Raw genomic sequence first — 15,208 nt, 5'->3', positions numbered from 1 at the left:
GTCGTCGGTCAGATGAACTGGCGGAAGTTCGTCGACGCGAGGTCGAGCAACTCGTCGCCGCGGCCGGACAGCACGGTGCGGATCGCGTAGAGCGTGAAGCCCTTCGCCTGCTCGAGTGTCACCGCCGGCGGCATCGAGAGCTCCTGACGGTCGGCCTTGACCGACACGAGCGCGGGGCCGTCGTGTGCGAGGGCGGCGGCGAGCGCGTCCTCGAGCTGGTCGGACTCGTCGACGCGGAAGCCCGCGATGCCGATCGCCTCGGCGACCTTCGCGAAGTCGGGGTTCTGCAGCTCGGTGCCGTAGGTGACGAACCCGGCCGCCTTCATCTCGAGCTCGACGAAGTTCAGCGACGAGTTGTCGAACACGACGATCTTCACGGGCAGCTTGTTCTGCACGATCGTGATGAGCTCGCCGAGCAGCATCGCGAGGCCGCCGTCGCCCGCCATGGCGATGACCTGCCGGTCGGGGAACGCCGCCTGCGCACCGATCGCCTGCGGCACCGCGTTCGCCATCGTGCCGTGCACGAACGACCCGATCAGCCGCCGGTCGCCGTTCATGGTGAGGTACCGCGACGCCCACACGACGGGGGAGCCGACGTCGGGGATGAACACGGCGTCCTGGTCGGCGAGCCGGTCGAGCGCACGTGCGACGTACTGCGGGTGCAGCGGCTTGTGCTTGCCGGCCGGCACGGCAAGGTCGTCGAGCTTCGCGCGGGTCTTCGCGTAGTGCTTGCGCGCGTCCTCGAGGTGCTTCGTGGGGTGCGACCCGGTGAGCAGCGGGATGAGGGCGAGCGCCGTGTCCTTGACGGTGCCGACCAGGCCGATGTCGACCGGGTGCCGCTTGCCGAGCTGTTCGCCGCGGATGTCGACCTGCACGTGCTTCGCCTTCGCGGGGAAGAACTGCTGGTACGGGAAGTCGGTGCCGAGCATGAGGACCACGTCGGCGTCCTCCATCGCGCGGTACCCGGAGGCGAAGCCGAGGAGCCCGGTCATGCCGACGTCGTAGGGGTTGTCCCACTCGATGTGCTCCTTGCCGCGCAGGGCGTGCACGATCGGGGCCTGCAGGCGTTCGGCGAGGGCGATGACCTCGTCGTGGGCGCCCGCGACGCCGGCGCCGGCGAGGATGGTGACCTTGTCGGCGCCGTTGAGCAGCTGCGCGGTGCGCTCCAGCTCGGCCTGTGCGGGGATGATCCGCGGCTCGGCGCGCTCGATGGTCGTGACGCGGGGCGCGACGGCCTCGGCGAGGAGCACGTCGCCCGGGATGACGAGCACGGCGACGCCGCGCTTCTCGACCGCGGCGCGCATCGCGATCTCGAGCAGGCGCGGCATCTGGGACGGGTCGGCGACGTACTCGACGTAGACCGAGCACTCGCGGAAGAGCTCCTGCGGATGGGTCTCCTGGAAGTAGCCGGAACCGATCTCCGCCGTGGGGATGTGCGCAGCGATCGCGAGGACCGGCACGCGGGAGCGGTTCGCGTCGTAGAGGCCGTTGATCAGGTGCAGGTTGCCGGGACCGCAGCTGCCCGCACACACGGCGAGGTTCCCGGTCAGCTCGGCCTCGGCGGAGGCGGCGAACGCGGCCGCCTCCTCGTGGCGGACGTGCTCCCACCGGATCGTGCCGTCCTTGCGCAGCGCGTCGGTGAAGCCGTTGAGGGAGTCCCCGGGGAGACCGTAGACCCGTTCGACGTCGTTCTGACGGAGGGTGGCGACGATGTTCTCGGCAACGGTTGTCATGCCTTCGTGTCTAGTCCTGGCGGCTGACCCCCGCCGTTCACTGAGCGACCTCTGATCGTCCGACACCGAACTCGGGGCCGTCCGGACGCCGCACCTGCGACGATGGGCGGATGTCCGACCACGATCTCCGCCCCCGCCGACGAGCGTCCGACGAGTACGGGATCCTCGACCGGAGCCGCTACCCGCTGGCGTCGGTGGCGATCGCCGTCGTCGCCGTCGTCCTCATCACGATCGTCGGGTTCACCCTCGGCACGGTCGACCTCGGGCTCTCGAAGGCCCTCAACGGGCTGCACACCGGCGCCCTCGGGGCGTTCACGACGGCGGTCTACCACGTCATCAGTCCCGCACCGGCGATCGGGATCACGGTCGTGGTCGTCGCGGTGATCTGGTGGCGGACCCGCGACCTCCGCCCGGCGCTGGCGTTCGGGGGCACGATCGCGATCACGTGGGTGCCGTCCGCCGTCGTCAAGGAGATCGTGCACCGGGCCCGTCCGGACGTCGCCGTGCTGCCGCACCCGTTCCCGGTGCAGCCGGACCCCGGCTACCCGAGCGGGCACACGGTCTACATCACCGCGTTCGTGATCGCGCTCATCTGGCTGCTCCGCGACACCCGGTGGCACCGCCTGGCGCTGGGGCTCGGGGTCGTGGCGATCGTCGTCGTGTTCTTCGCGGTGTCGATCGACGCCGTGCACTACCCGACGGACGCCGCCGCCTCGATCCTGTGGGCGCTCGCCGTCGCGCCGGGCGTGCGGGTGGTGTGGGTCGACTGGCTCATGCCGAAGATCCCGTTCCTGCGACCCCGGGGCCCTGCGGCGCAGCGCGAGGTCACGCGCTGAGCGACACCTCACGGGCTCGCCGCCGAGTGAACTGTCGCTGAGCGCGAAACCCCGCGCTACCCGCGCCGACCGCGCTCTACCCCCGCCGACCGCGCGCGGCCAGCAGCGCCACCACGGCGACCACCGCGGCCGCGAGCATCACGACCGCGAGCGGCGCCGCCGTCCCCTCGCCGCCGATGCTCACGAGCGGCGACACGAGCGCCGCGAGCCCGAACTGCAGGGCACCCAGCACCGCCGAGGCGCTCCCGGCAGCCTGCGGCACCGCCCCGAGTGCGAGTGCGGTCGCGTTGCCGAGCACGAGGCCGAGCGACCCCACGGCGGTGAACAGCGGGACGGCGAGCCAGAACACCGGTGCCGACGTGACGACGAGCAGCGCGAACGCGACGGTCGAGGCCAGCACGAGGACGATGCCGAGCGCGAGCACCCCGGTGACCGAGCGCGTCGCCGTGAGCTTCGCCGAGAGGATGCTCACGCCCATCAGTGCGAGGGCGTTGCAGCCGAACGCGAGACCGTAGCCCACCGTGCCGAGCCCGAGCATGTCCTGGTACAGGAACGGTGACGCGGAGATGTACGCCATCATCACGGCGAACGCGAAGCCGAACACCGCGGTGTACCCGACGAACGTCCGGGAGCTGAGTGCCCGCAGCGGCGAGCCCGTCGTGCCGGACGCCCGTCGCTCGGCACGCAGGGCATCGCGGCGCGAACGCAGGTGCGTCTCGCGGACCACGGCGAGCACCGCCACGAGCATGAGGACCGACAGGCCGAGCACGATGGTGAGGAGCCCGCGCCAGCCGATCGGCCCCGTCAGGAGCCCTCCGAGCAGCGGCGCGACCACCGGGGCGACCCCGCCGACGATCATCATGAGCGAGAACGCCCGCGCCGCCGGCTTGCCCGTCGCGAGGTCGGAGATCACCGCGCGACCGATCACCATGCCGGCCGCGCCGCCGAGGCCCTGCAGCAGGCGGGCGACGACGAGCACACCGACGTTCGGCGCGAGCACGGCCGCGGCGCTCGCGAGCACGCACAGTGCGGCACCGGCGAGGAGCGGCGGCACCCGGCCGAACCGGTCGGACAGCGGCCCGAAGACGAGCTGTCCGGCGGTCACGCCGACGAGGAACGCGGTGAGGGTGAGCTGCACGGTCGTCGCCGACGCCTGCAGTTCGGTGGTCATCTGCGGGAAGGCCGGCAGGTAGAGGTCGGTCGCGAAGGGCGCGACGGCGCTCAGCAGGCCGAGCACGAGCAGCAGGCCGGTGGTGATGCCCTGCTGTCGGGTCGTGGGTGTCGCGGTGTGCGCGCGGATGGAGCCGGTGTCCGTGGTCATGATTATGAAAGCATAACTGATGCGCGACGTCGGTAGGGTGACGGCATGGGATCCGCGCCGTCCGACGACCTCCTCGCCGAACTCGCCGACGTCGTGCTCCGGATCTCGCGCGAGATCGACCCACACGGTGCGAGGTCGCTCGACATCGTGCCGCTCACCGGCACCGAGGCCCTCGTGATGCGCTGGGTCGACCGCAACCCCGGGTCGACGCCGAGCGCGGTGGCCGAGGCGACGGCCCTCAAGCGCAGCAACCTCAGCGTCGCGGTCGGGTCGCTCGTCGCGAAGGGGATGGTCGAGCGTCGGCCCGACCCGGACGACGCCCGGACCGTGCAGCTGTACTCGACCGAGCTCGCCGCGGGCAGCATCGAGCGGCTGCACGCGCACTGGGCCGGCATGCTCCGGCAGGCGCTCGGGGGCGACGACGAGGGTGTGGCGACGACGTTCGCGACGCTCACGCGCATCGACGACCACCTGCGCGACGCGACGCGCTGACCGCGACGCGACCGGTCGACGGCCTGGAGGCGCGGGTCGGGCCCGCACCGTCCCTCCTGGCCGTCAGACGGTCCGGTCCGGCACCTCGTCCGCGATCGGCAGCAACCGCCGGGCTCCGTGCCCCTCGGCACCGAGCTCGTCGCCCGGGTTCATCACGAGGCAGGCGTTCAGCGACACGCAGCCGCAGCCGATGCACTGCGTCATCTCCTCCTGCAGGCGCTCGAGTTCGAGCTGTCGGGCGCGGAGTCGTGCCCGCCACCGCTCGTTCAGGCGGTTCCAGTCCCGCAGTGAGGGCATGCGGTCGGAGGGCAGCGTCTCGAACTGTTCGGCGACCTCGCTCAGCGGGATCCCGAGGCGCTTGGCGACTTGGATGATCGCGATGCGCCGCTCGACGTGTCGTGGGTAGAGGCGGGTGCCGCCGGCGGTGCGCTCGGGGTGGATGAGGCCCTTGCGCTCGTAGAAGTGCAGGGCCGACGCCGCGACCCCGGTCCGGGCGACGACCTCGCCGATCGTGAGGAGGTCGGTCGGGCTCGGACGCGGCATCTCCACCATGGTCGAGATCCTACGACGCGGGAGTCGTCGAGACTGCGTGACATAGCAGTTGACATGAGAACTGATGTCCAATATGTTGTGTACCACGAGCCGCGAGGGGCGGCTCCCGACCCGGAGGTCCGACCATGACCACGATCCTTCAGCCCCGCACCGCCCGCACCACGACCGCCCGTCCGGTCGCTCCCGCACGCGCCACCGGCACCGCCGACGCGACCGACGCGACCGGCGCCACCGGCGCCACCGGCGCCACCCGCCACCCGCTCGCCCTCGACGGCGTGCTCGGCCGGCTCGAGCGCGCCGCCGCTCGGCTCCCGCACGCACTGGCGCTGCCGGTCATGGTCGCGCACGCCGCGGTCAGCACGGTCGCGTACCGCTGATCGCCTCCCGCTGACGGGGTCCTCGTGTCAGTGGGCGAGGACGCGTCCGCGGAGCCGCTCCCGGCTGAGTCCCGGCAGCTCCACCCCCGTGTCGCGTTCCAGCACGTGCGTCCCCGGCGGCACGATCCGGTCGATCGCGTCGAGCACCTCGTCGTCGAGCACCACCTCGGCCGCCTGCGCGTACGCGTCCACGTGCGAGACCGTCCGCGGACCGATCACCACGCTCGACACGTCCGGGTGGGTCAGCGCGAACCCCACCGCGAGCTCGAGCAGGGTGAGCCCGGACTCGTCCGCGAGGTGCCCCAGGCGGTCGGCGACGTCGAGCTTCCGACGGTTCGCCGGGGCGCCGATGTCGTACGCGTGCGGCTGCTCCACCACCCGCGGCGACCGGGGCTGCACGGTGCCGTTCCGGTACGCGCCCGCGAGCCAGCCACCCGCGAGGGGCGCGGCCGCGAGCACACCGAGCCCGAACCGTCGGGCGACCGGGAAGGTCGTCCGCTCCGCCGTCCGGGTGAGGATCGAGTACGGGGCGTGCGTCGCGCTGGCACTCTTCCCGCCCGACCGGAGCCACTGCGCCTCGACGAGCTCCTCGGCCGGGAAGCCCGGGATCCCGAAGGCGCGGATCTTGCCCTGCGTGACGAGGTCGGCGAGCGCGTCGAGGGTCTCGTCGAGCGAGGTCGCCGGGTCCGGGTGTGCCGGCTGGTAGAGGTCGATGACGTCGGTGCCGAGCCGTTCGAGACTCCGTTCGACCGCGCGGAACATCCACCGCCGTCCGTTGCCGTGGCGCGACGGGTCCCGGTCGACCGGGTCCCCGAACCGCACCGCCAGGAACACGTCGTCGCGGCGGTCGCCCAGTGCAGCACCGAGGACGGTCTCGGCGAGGCCCGCCCCCTCCGCATCGGACACGTCCACCGCGGTGACCCCGCGCCCGAGCGCCTCGTGGACGAGTCGGACGGCGTCGTCCACGTCCCGCTCGGCGACCGTCGACACGGCACGGCTCCCCAGGGTCAGCGCGCTGACGGGAGCCCCCGTCCGCCCCATGCGTCGCTGTTCCATGGCGGCCACGATAGGAGGACGCCCGTGACACCGGGCCCCGGGTGACGAACCGTTACCGCTGGTACCCTGGGGCCGCTCCACCAACACGCAGTGTGTATCTACCGGCCGTCGGCACCCCGACGGACAACGGCGGCACCCGATGGGTCCGCCCCAGGAGATCCCCGGCCGGGCCGAGAAGGCACACCTCCATGCTCCACACCAGTTCCACCGCGCCCGCCACCACCGACGACCGCTCGCTCGTCGCCCACGCCGGACGCTGGTACTTCCCCGTCGCGTTCGTCGCCCGGCTCCCCTTCGCGATGATGGTCGTCGGCGTGCTGACGCTCGTCGTCTCCGCGCGCGACTCCGTGGCGCTCGGCGGCGTCAACTCCGCGTCGGTGGGCATCGGCGCCGCGGTCTTCGGCCCGCTGGTCGGTGCCGCCGCGGACCGCTTCGGCCAGCGGAACGTGCTCGTCCCCGTCGGCCTGGTGAACGCCGTGCTGCTCGGGGTGTTCCCGTTCGTGGTGGACGGCACCGCGCCGGACGTCGCCGTGCTCGCACTCGCGTTCTGCATCGGGGCCTCGGCGCCCCAGGTCGCCCCGATGTCCCGGACCCGACTCGTCGCGATCATCGGGCAGCGGATGGCCCCGGCACGTCGCGGCAAGGTCCTCAGCGGCACGATGGCCTACGAGTCCGCGGCCGACGAGACGGTGTTCATCATCGGCCCGTTCCTCGTCGGGATCCTCGCGAGTGCGATCGCCCCGTGGGTCGCCGTCGCCGGTGCCTCCGCGCTGACGTTCGTCTTCGTCACGGCGTTCGCGCTGCACCCGACCGGCAAGCTCGTCGTCGGCCGCCACGAGGAGCTCGAGCAGGCACCGGCCCGTCAGCTCCTGCGGCCGCGGCTCGTCGTGGTGGTCCTCGGGATCCTCGGCGTCGGCCTGTTCTTCGGCTCGACGCTCACCGCGCTGACCGCCTTCATGGAGACCCACGGCGAGCCCTCGCAGGCGGGGCTGCTCTACGGCCTGATGGGCATCGGCTCCGCGGGGCTCGCCCTCGGCTCGGCCGCGTTCCCGCGCGGGTTCGCCCTCGGGTGGCGGTGGCTCGTGTTCGGCGTCGTGCTGCTCGGCGGTGCCGTCTGGTTCTCGCAGGCCGGTTCCGTCGTCGCCGTGGGGGTCGTGCTCGCGGTGATGGGGATCGGGATCGGTCCGACCCTGGTCGCGCAGTACAGCCTCGGTTCCGACCGCTCGCCCGTCGGGCGCTCGGCCACCACCATGACGATCCTCGGTTCCGCCGTGATCGTGGGGCAGTCCATCGCGTCGGCGATCACGGGCGACGTCGCCCAGCAGCACGGGGCCGACGCCGCGATGCTGCTGCCGGCCGCGTCCGCGGCGGTCGTCGTGCTCGCCGCGGTGGCGAACCTCGTGCCGTCGCGTCGCGCACGCGCGTGACCGCCTGACGGCCTGGAGGGACGGCGCGGGCCCGCACCGCGCCTCCAGGCCCGTGGTCCGCGCGTCAGCGCGCGTGCGGACTCAGCTCACGTCGCGCAGGGTGTGGTCCACGCTCGAGAAGCCGTCGGCGATGCGGAGCGTGTAGTCGCCGCCGATGTCGCTGGCGTCGAACACCCAGCTCCACGCTCCCTCGTCGTCGGCCACGACGCGGTCGAGGAGGAAGTCCCCGACCGTCGAGATCTCGAGGGTCCGGCCGGGTTCGGCATGCCCGGAGGCGAGCACGTGCTCGTCACCGGGGCGGTAGGTGTCCGCGCTCGTGACGGTGATCTGCGAGACGGGGACGGGCACGCTGACGTCGCGGAGGGTGTGCTCGACGGTGTTCCACCCGTCGCGGATCCGCAGGGCGATGTCGCCGCTGTACTCGGACGTGTCGAACTCCCAGCGCCAGTCGCCCTGGTCGTCGGCCTCGGTCTGGCCGAGCCGCCAGCCGTACGCCGACTCGATGACGATCCGCCTGCCCGGTTCCGCGGTGCCGGCGACGACCGTGTCGGGTCCGGGGTCGTACGTGTCACCACTGGTGACGACGAGGCCGGCCGTGGGTGGGCTGACGTCACGCAGGGTGTGGTCGACCGAGGTGCGGCCGTCGCTGATCCGGAGCGTGTAGTCGCCGCCGATGTCGCTCGCGTCGAACGTCCACTGCCAGTCGCCGCGGTCGTCGGCGGTGGTCTCGCCGAGCAGGAAGTCGCCGGTCGACGAGAAGGTGATGTCGCTGCCGGCCTCTGCGGTGCCCGCGATCAGCACGTCGCCGCCAGGAAGGTACTCGCCGGGGCTGGTCACGACGAGCTGCGCTGCGGCGGGCTGGACCGCCGCGGCGGGTGCTGCGGTCGACGCGGCGAACGCGGCGGGTGCGACGAGCGCGCCGGCTCCGACGCTGATGGCGGAGGCGACGCAGGTCGCCAGGATGACGGACGGGATCCGCATGGTGGTCTCCGATCTCTGTGAGGTGGAGACTCAAATGTCACATGCGCGGTCTGAACGGCTCACGCTCGTCAGGCGTACCGACGACGGGCGAGCGCGGTGGTCACGACTCCGTGTCGTCGACCAGCAGGTCCTCGTGGCGGTAGTCGTCCGCCCGCAGCCCCGCGCGGGCGATCATGTGCGTCGACACCGGCACGAGGAACAGCTGGAACACCATGATCGGCAGGACGACCCACAGCGCCGTCCACGTCCACACGGCGACGACGATCGCGGCGAGGGCGAACGCCAGCCCGAGCACCTGCGGCTTCGCCATCGCGTGCAGCCGGACGAGCGGGTCGGGGAACCGGACGATCCCGACGCCGGCGCCGAGCGACAGCACCGCCCCGACGAGCAGCAGCCCGACGGCGATCCACGCGCGGACCCCGGCGCCGTCGATGAACCCCTGGATGATGTCGATCACTGGGGACGCTCCTGGTCGTCGGCGTGCTCGGGCGTGGTCACGGTCAGCCCCTCGTCGGACGGATCGGAGGACGGGGTGACCGCACGGGCGACGGCGATCGTGGCGAAGACGCTCGTCGCGGCGATCACCACGAGGACGGGCACGGCGGTCAGGTCCCGCCGGATCACCATCGCGGCACCGATCACCACGAGCGCGGTCGTCAGCACCATGTCCGAGCCGATCATCCGGTCGAGGATGGTCGGGCCCCGCACGATGCGGAGGACGGCGAGCACGAGGGTGGCCCCGAGCAGCGCGAGCACCAGGGCGATCGCGATGCCCATGACGACGACTGCGGCGCTCATCGCGTGACCTCCGGCAGGGGTTCGGACAGTTCGGAGAGGTCCTGCTTCGACCCGAGCGCCCGGATGACGAGCGTCTCGATGCCGAGGGCCTCACGGCGGGCCGCGTCGACCTGTTCGACCCGCTCGGTGTCGAGGACGTGCAGGAGCAGCCGGCGGCGTCGCAGGTCGACGTCGGCGACGTAGGACCCCGGCACGAGGGAGATCGCGAGCGTCGCCAGGGTGAACGTCATCTCGGAGGTGGTGTGGAGCTGGACGAGCGTGATCGAACTCCGCCGGACCCCGCGTGGGCGGAGCGCGACCCAGGCGACCCGGAACGAGGCGAGCACGACCAGCCCGGACCACACCACCAGGAACCACGCGGCGTGCGGGATCGAGAACCGGGCGGACAGCGGCACCGGCGGCAGCGGGAGCAACTGCGTCACGAGCAGCGCGACGACGATCCCGCACAGCAGGGTCAGCGGCGTCCACGAACCCCAGAGCAGCGCCCAGAGCACGGTCAGCCCGGCGACGAGCGGGACGTCGTAGCGCCACGCGACGGCGATGCGCCGCGCGTTCGTGATCCGACGGGTGCTGTCCGCGGTCATCGCGTCCCCCCGAGCACGGCCTGCACGTAGCGGTCCGGGGACTCGAGCGACTCCGCCGCGCGGGTCGCGTAGCCGTACAGCGGGCCGGCCACGACGGTCAGGGCGACCGACCCGAGGACGGCCACGGTCGTCACGCCGACGAGCATGCGCGGCAGCTTCACGCGCGTGGGGGCTTCGCCGACGCCGTCCTGCGTGGCCGTCGGTGCGGTCTCCGGACTGGAGGCGCGACTCGCGTGGGGTGCGTCGGTGACCGTCACCGAGTCTCCTGGGTGGAACGCCTTGCCTGTCTCCTCGGACACGGTCAGCGGCGCCGGTTCCGGCGACCGCAGGTGGGCGTGCGGCTCTGCGGTGCTCGCGTGCGGGGCCGCTGCCTCGGCCGCGGGCTTCGGACGCCAGAACGCGGCGTCCCAGACGCGCATGAGCGCGTACAGGGTCAGGAGGCTCGTCACGACACCGGCGGCGATCGTCGCGTAGGCGAGGGGCGAGCCGTCGATCGCCGCGGCACGGAAGAGGCCGAGCTTGCCGATGAAGCCGGAGAACGGCGGGATGCCACCGAGGTTGAACGCCGGCACGAGGTAGAGCGCGGCGAGCAGCGGGGCGGCCTTGAGCAGCCCACCGAGCGATCGGGTCGAGGTCGTCCCGCCGACGCGTTCCATCAGCCCGGAGACCAGGAAGAGCGTCGTCTGCACGACGATGTGGTGGACCGTGTAGAACACCGCGGCGGCCGTCCCGGCGACCGAACCGAGGCCGACACCCATGACCATGAACCCGATGTGGCTGATGAGCGTGAAGGACAGCAGTCGTTTCACGTCGGTCTGCGACACCGCACCGAGCACGCCCACCACCATCGTCAGGATCGCCACGATGAGGAGCACGGTGTTGAGCTGCGGTCTCGGGAAGATGATCGTCTCGAGCCGGATGATCGCGTAGATGCCGACCTTCGTGAGCAGGCCCGCGAACACCGCCGTCACCGGTGCCGGCGCGGTCGGGTAGGAGTCCGGCAGCCAGAACGCCAGCGGGAACACGGCGGCCTTGATGCCGAACCCGATGAGCAGCATCGTGTGGAGGAGCAGCTGCACGTGCTCGGGCAGGGCAGCCATCCGCTCGCTGATCTGGGCGATGTTGACCGTGCCGGTCGCGCCGTACACGAGGCCGATCGCCGCGAGGAAGATCGCCGACGCGATGAGGCTCGTGACGATGTACGTGGTGCCCGCCCGAACGCGCTGCTCGCTGCCACCGAGGGTGATGAGCACGTAGCTCGCCACCAGCAGCATCTCGAACGCGACGTACAGGTTGAAGAGGTCCCCGGCGATGAAGGAGTCGAGCACGCCGGCGGCGAGCACGAGGTACGTCGGGTAGAAGATCGTGACCGGCGCCTCGCCGTCGTCGGCCGCGAGCCCCTGTCCGATCGAGAAGAGCAGGACGACGAGGAGCACGCTCGCGCTCACGGTGAGGAGCAGCGCGCTCAGCCGGTCGACCACGAGCGAGATGCCGTACGGCGCGTCCCACCCGCCGACCTGCACCACGATCGTGCCGTGCTGGTCGACGAGCACCATGAGGGTCGCGGCGACGGCCAGGGCGACGACGAGCACCACGACGGTGATCGCGCGCTGCAACTTCTGGTGGTTGAGGAGTCCGAGCGCGACCGCGGCGCCGAGCAGCGGGACGAGGACGAGGAGCGGGACGAGCCAGGTCATCGGGTCGCCTCCTGTTCTGCGTCGGTGGTGGTCTCGGGGTCTTCGTCCGCGGGTTCGTCGCGTTCCCGACCGATCGCGACGTCGGCCTCGTCGACCTCGACCTCGTCGGCGCGGGAGAGCTTCCACGAGCGGTGGATGAGGGCCAACAGGAACGCGCTCACGGCGAAGGTGATGACGATCGCGGTCAGGGCGAACGCCTGGGGGAGCGGGTCCGTGATGCCCTCGGAGCTCTTGCCGATCGGCGGGTTGCCGGCAGCACCGGACATCACGAGGAGCAGCAGGTTGAGGGCGTTGCCGAGCAGGAGGAAGCCGAGCAGCATCCGGGTCAGCGAGCGTTCGAGGAGCAGGTAGACCCCGCAGGAGAACAGCACCGCCATCGCGATGACGAGCACGAGGGTGACGGTCACGTGGCGCTCCCTTCCGGGGTGGGGGCTTCGGTCATGTCCTGCACGGGCGTCGAGGCGTCCTCGAGCCGCTGCCGGTCGACCTCGGCGCCGAGGCTGCGGAGGACGTCGAGCACGAGGCCGACGACCACGAGGTACACGCCGATGTCGAAGAACGTGGCGGTGACGAACTCGACGTGGCCGAGCACCGGGACGGTGGCCTCGAAGAACTCGGAGTACAGGGCTTCCCTGCCGAAGAACATCGGCACGAGGGCGGTGATCGCGGCCGTGGCGACGCCGAGCCCGAGCAGGCGTCCGGCCCGGACCGGGGCCGCGGCGCCGAGCTCGGCCGGGCCACCCGCGAGGTACCGGGCCGCGAGGGCGATGCCCGCGACGAGACCACCGGCGAACCCGCCGCCCGCCGCGTTGTGCCCGGCGAAGAGCAGGTAGACCGACAGGACGATCAGGCCGTGGAACAGCAGGCGGACGACGACGTCGAGCAGCGCCGAACGGCCGGTCGGGATCGCGGCGCTCGTCGGCAGCCAGGCGCGGGGCTCGCCGTCCGTGCGCTCGTCGCGGTCGGCGGTCAGCCGGGCCGGCAGGTCGCGGAGGCGGGGGAGCGTGTCCTCGCGGGAGTTCACGAAGATCAGGCTCGCGACGCCCGTCGCGGCGGCGACCACGACGGTCAGCTCGCCGAGGGTGTCCCAGCCTCGGAGGTCGACGAGGGCCACGTTCACGACGTTCAGGCCGTGCCCGAACGAGCTCGTCAACGCCGGCAGGTCCGGCCAGAGCGGCTCGGCCGTCCGTGCCGACGCGGCGACGACGACCACGATCGCGAGGGTCAGCCCGGCGAGGCCCGCGAAGAGCGCCCGCACGACCCGGAAGCGGGACGGGTTCGCGGTGGCGATCCGCGGGGGGAGCCGGCGCAGCACGAGCACGAACGCGATGAGCGTCACCGTCTCGACCACGAGCTGGGTCAGCGCGAGGTCGACCGCTCCGTGCAGCACGAACAGGACGGACATGCCGTACCCGGTCACGCCGACCAGCACCGCCGCGGCGAACCGGGTCTTGGCGGTGAGGACGGCGATCGCGGCGATCGACATGACGAGGACGACGGGGATCTGTCCCCACGAGTCGGCGAACCGGACGTGGAACGCCCACGGTCCGCCGATGACCAGGTTGACGAGCGCCCCGGCGACGAACACCGACAGGATGACGGTCAGGTAGTAGGGGAGCGAACCGCGCTGGACCCCGGCGGTGAGGCCCGTGGCCACCCGGTCGAGCCCGCGCATGAGGTGTCGGTAGATGCTCGACGCGCTGGGGGAACCCGCGAGGCGGTGCTGGAGCGCCTCGACCGGGCGGCGCAGGGCGAACAGCGCGAGACCGCCGACGAGCGTCACCGCGGAGAGGCCGAGCGCCGGCTCGAGACCGTGCCAGAGCGCGAGGTGCGGGACCTCGCCGGGGAGGGCGGCGGCGTGCGCGGCCGGCTCGATGCCGTGCGCCACGAGGGGCGTCGCGAGGCCGAGCGCGAGACCCGTGAGCGCGAGGACCGACGGCACGACGCCGAGGCCGTGCAGGCCGTGCGTTTCGGTGTCGGGCACGCCGGGCTTCCGGGCGAAAGCGCCCCACAGGAACCGCAGCGAGTAGGCCACGGTGAGCACCGAGCCGATCGTCACGCCGATGAGCGCGAACCACGCCCACCCGGCGTCGGGGCCGTGCAGCGAGTCGATGAAGCCGGTGAGCACGGCCTCCTTCGCGACGAAGCCGATCGTCGGCGGGATGCCCGCCATCGACAGCAGTGCGAGGACGGCCACGACCGTCAGCCAGGGCATCCGGCGGCCGAGGCCGCTCAGGCGCGCGAGGTCGCGGGTGCCCGTGACGTGGTCGATCGCCCCGACGACGAGGAACAGGGTCGACTTGAACGCCGCGTGGGCCACCAACAGCGCCACCCCGCCGAGGGCGACCTCGGGCGCGCCCCACCCGGCCGCGAGCACGAGGAAGCCGAGCTGGGCGACCGTGCCGTAGGCGAGCAGGAGCTTGATGTCGGTCTGCCGGAGCGCACGGTACCCACCGATGAGCATGCCGAGCACCCCGAGCACGGTGATGGTCTCGCGCCACCCGCCGAGGAGCGCGAACGCGGGGGCGAGCCGGGCGACGAGGTAGATGCCGGCCTTGACCATCGCCGCGGCGTGCAGGTACGCGCTGACCGGGGTCGGGGCGGCCATCGCGGCGGGGAGCCAGAAGTGGAACGGCACGATGGCGGACTTCGTCAGCGCGCCGAGCAGGACGAGCACGACGGACACCGAGACGATCGTCCCCGACGGAGGATCCTGGACGATCCCGGAGAGCGACGTCGTCCCGGCGGTCACCGACAGCACCACGAGACCGGCGAGCATCGCCAGACCACCGGCGGTGGTGACCACGAGCGCCTGCATCGCCGCCGCGCGACTGGCACGCTTCACCGAGTCGTGGCCGATCAGCAGGTAGGAGAAGACCGTCGTCGCTTCCCAGAGGACGAACAGCACGATGACGTCGTCGGCGACCACGAGCCCGTACATCGACCCGGCGAAGGCGGTGAGGACCCCGGCGAACCGACCGAGTCCGGGTTCGTCCGGCCCGAAGTACGTGGCGCAGTACACGAGCACGAGGGCACCGACCACGCTCACCACGAGGGCGAGGACCCACGAGAGGGCGTCCATCCGCAGGGCGATCGCGAGGTCGAGCTGCGGCACCCACTCGAACCGCTCCGTGACCGCGCCGTGCAACGCCGGACCGGTCTGCGCGACGGTCAGGACCGCGGCTGCTGCCGGTGCGAGGGCCGCCGCGTAGAAGACGCGGCGGCCGAGGACGGGGGTCAGGGCGGGGACGATCAGGGCGACGATCGCGAACGCGACGAGGACGATGACCATCGGGCACCTCCTCGGGGTCGGGCTGCAGTCCGGCTCACTGGGCCCTCACAGCCTACGGAGAA

At 72.1% G+C, this 15,208-nt stretch carries 15 protein-coding genes; 4 read left to right on the top strand and 11 right to left on the bottom strand.

The annotated features are described in order from the left end of the window. Positions 1 to 8: 8 nt before the first annotated feature. Complete coding sequence (poxB, locus tag JSX79_RS08550; RefSeq protein ID WP_071296442.1) at positions 9 to 1,733, bottom strand: ubiquinone-dependent pyruvate dehydrogenase; 1,725 nt, start codon at positions 1,731 to 1,733, stop codon at positions 9 to 11. 110 nt (positions 1,734 to 1,843) lie between these two features. On the opposite strand from poxB, the gene JSX79_RS08545 reads away from it, so the two are divergent. Further along, positions 1,844 to 2,569, top strand: coding sequence for a phosphatase PAP2 family protein (locus JSX79_RS08545; RefSeq protein ID WP_071296441.1), 726 nt, complete (start codon positions 1,844 to 1,846; stop codon positions 2,567 to 2,569). Between the two features lie 76 nt (positions 2,570 to 2,645). On the opposite strand, the gene JSX79_RS08540 is transcribed toward JSX79_RS08545, so the two are convergent. Further along, on the bottom strand, positions 2,646 to 3,890 hold the full coding sequence (locus JSX79_RS08540; protein WP_229085827.1) for a multidrug effflux MFS transporter: 1,245 nt from the start codon (positions 3,888 to 3,890) through the stop codon (positions 2,646 to 2,648). A gap of 45 nt (positions 3,891 to 3,935) precedes the next feature. Here JSX79_RS08540 and JSX79_RS08535 point away from each other — a divergent pair, with 45 nt between their 5' ends. Next, positions 3,936 to 4,382, top strand: coding sequence for a MarR family winged helix-turn-helix transcriptional regulator (locus tag JSX79_RS08535; RefSeq protein ID WP_229085826.1), 447 nt, complete (start codon positions 3,936 to 3,938; stop codon positions 4,380 to 4,382). Positions 4,383 to 4,445: 63 nt separating this feature from the next. On the opposite strand, the gene soxR is transcribed toward JSX79_RS08535, so the two are convergent. Continuing rightward, positions 4,446 to 4,934: a redox-sensitive transcriptional activator SoxR gene (gene soxR, locus JSX79_RS08530; protein WP_229085825.1), complete on the bottom strand. Its 489-nt coding sequence runs from the start codon at positions 4,932 to 4,934 to the stop codon at positions 4,446 to 4,448. A gap of 125 nt (positions 4,935 to 5,059) precedes the next feature. Here soxR and JSX79_RS08525 point away from each other — a divergent pair, with 125 nt between their 5' ends. Continuing rightward, entirely contained in the window at positions 5,060 to 5,311 is a 252-nt protein-coding gene (locus JSX79_RS08525; protein WP_229085824.1) for a hypothetical protein, read from the top strand. Positions 5,312 to 5,338: 27 nt separating this feature from the next. Here the strand turns inward: JSX79_RS08525 and JSX79_RS08520 are convergent, their stop codons facing one another. Further along, entirely contained in the window at positions 5,339 to 6,367 is a 1,029-nt protein-coding gene (locus JSX79_RS08520) for an aldo/keto reductase (protein WP_229085823.1), read from the bottom strand. A 188-nt stretch (positions 6,368 to 6,555) separates the two neighbouring features. On the opposite strand from JSX79_RS08520, the gene JSX79_RS08515 reads away from it, so the two are divergent. Continuing rightward, positions 6,556 to 7,794, top strand: coding sequence for an MFS transporter (locus JSX79_RS08515; protein ID WP_229085822.1), 1,239 nt, complete (start codon positions 6,556 to 6,558; stop codon positions 7,792 to 7,794). Between the two features lie 81 nt (positions 7,795 to 7,875). Here the strand turns inward: JSX79_RS08515 and JSX79_RS08510 are convergent, their stop codons facing one another. The 7 genes from JSX79_RS08510 to JSX79_RS08480 form a co-directional block, all read right to left on the bottom strand. Continuing rightward, positions 7,876 to 8,775, bottom strand: a complete 900-nt coding sequence (locus JSX79_RS08510) for a hypothetical protein (RefSeq protein ID WP_229085821.1) — start codon at positions 8,773 to 8,775, stop codon at positions 7,876 to 7,878. Positions 8,776 to 8,875: 100 nt separating this feature from the next. Continuing rightward, positions 8,876 to 9,232, bottom strand: a complete 357-nt coding sequence (mnhG, locus tag JSX79_RS08505; protein WP_070417261.1) for a monovalent cation/H(+) antiporter subunit G — start codon at positions 9,230 to 9,232, stop codon at positions 8,876 to 8,878. Further along, positions 9,229 to 9,573: a hypothetical protein gene (locus JSX79_RS08500; RefSeq protein ID WP_070417260.1), complete on the bottom strand. Its 345-nt coding sequence runs from the start codon at positions 9,571 to 9,573 to the stop codon at positions 9,229 to 9,231. Before JSX79_RS08500 ends, mnhG begins: the two co-directional genes overlap by 4 nt. Beyond that, positions 9,570 to 10,157, bottom strand: a complete 588-nt coding sequence (locus JSX79_RS08495; RefSeq protein ID WP_070417259.1) for a Na+/H+ antiporter subunit E — start codon at positions 10,155 to 10,157, stop codon at positions 9,570 to 9,572. Before JSX79_RS08495 ends, JSX79_RS08500 begins: the two co-directional genes overlap by 4 nt. Continuing rightward, the gene (locus JSX79_RS08490) at positions 10,154 to 11,854 is read right to left on the bottom strand and encodes a Na+/H+ antiporter subunit D (RefSeq protein WP_229085820.1); all 1,701 of its coding nucleotides are present in this window, start codon (positions 11,852 to 11,854) and stop codon (positions 10,154 to 10,156) included. Before JSX79_RS08490 ends, JSX79_RS08495 begins: the two co-directional genes overlap by 4 nt. After that, positions 11,851 to 12,261, bottom strand: coding sequence for a Na(+)/H(+) antiporter subunit C (locus JSX79_RS08485; protein ID WP_022907807.1), 411 nt, complete (start codon positions 12,259 to 12,261; stop codon positions 11,851 to 11,853). The genes JSX79_RS08490 and JSX79_RS08485 overlap by 4 nt, the downstream gene beginning before the upstream one ends. Next, entirely contained in the window at positions 12,258 to 15,146 is a 2,889-nt protein-coding gene (locus tag JSX79_RS08480) for a Na+/H+ antiporter subunit A (RefSeq protein WP_229085819.1), read from the bottom strand. The genes JSX79_RS08485 and JSX79_RS08480 overlap by 4 nt, the downstream gene beginning before the upstream one ends. Between the last annotated feature and the right edge of the window lie 62 nt (positions 15,147 to 15,208).

Origin of the sequence: Curtobacterium sp. GD1 (genome assembly GCF_020882855.1) — a bacterium.
Taxonomy (GTDB): domain Bacteria; phylum Actinomycetota; class Actinomycetes; order Actinomycetales; family Microbacteriaceae; genus Curtobacterium.
Note: the sequence above shows the minus strand (reverse complement) of the source record. Positions and strands in the feature narration are given on the sequence as shown.

Excerpts from the sequence above, each read along its gene's own strand:
- JSX79_RS08540 (WP_229085827.1), bottom strand. The coding sequence starts at position 3,890 with ATGACCACGGACACCGGCTCCATCCGCGCGCACACCGCGACACCCACG.
- JSX79_RS08490 (WP_229085820.1), bottom strand. The coding sequence starts at position 11,854 with ATGACCTGGCTCGTCCCGCTCCTCGTCCTCGTCCCGCTGCTCGGCGCC.
- JSX79_RS08525 (WP_229085824.1), top strand. The coding sequence starts at position 5,060 with ATGACCACGATCCTTCAGCCCCGCACCGCCCGCACCACGACCGCCCGT.
- JSX79_RS08520 (WP_229085823.1), bottom strand. The coding sequence starts at position 6,367 with ATGGAACAGCGACGCATGGGGCGGACGGGGGCTCCCGTCAGCGCGCTG.
- JSX79_RS08535 (WP_229085826.1), top strand. The coding sequence starts at position 3,936 with ATGGGATCCGCGCCGTCCGACGACCTCCTCGCCGAACTCGCCGACGTC.
- JSX79_RS08480 (WP_229085819.1), bottom strand. The coding sequence starts at position 15,146 with ATGGTCATCGTCCTCGTCGCGTTCGCGATCGTCGCCCTGATCGTCCCC.
- JSX79_RS08515 (WP_229085822.1), top strand. The coding sequence starts at position 6,556 with ATGCTCCACACCAGTTCCACCGCGCCCGCCACCACCGACGACCGCTCG.
- poxB (WP_071296442.1), bottom strand. The coding sequence starts at position 1,733 with ATGACAACCGTTGCCGAGAACATCGTCGCCACCCTCCGTCAGAACGAC.
- JSX79_RS08495 (WP_070417259.1), bottom strand. The coding sequence starts at position 10,157 with ATGACCGCGGACAGCACCCGTCGGATCACGAACGCGCGGCGCATCGCC.
- JSX79_RS08500 (WP_070417260.1), bottom strand. The coding sequence starts at position 9,573 with ATGAGCGCCGCAGTCGTCGTCATGGGCATCGCGATCGCCCTGGTGCTC.
- JSX79_RS08545 (WP_071296441.1), top strand. The coding sequence starts at position 1,844 with ATGTCCGACCACGATCTCCGCCCCCGCCGACGAGCGTCCGACGAGTAC.
- soxR (WP_229085825.1), bottom strand. The coding sequence starts at position 4,934 with ATGGTGGAGATGCCGCGTCCGAGCCCGACCGACCTCCTCACGATCGGC.
- JSX79_RS08510 (WP_229085821.1), bottom strand. The coding sequence starts at position 8,775 with ATGCGGATCCCGTCCGTCATCCTGGCGACCTGCGTCGCCTCCGCCATC.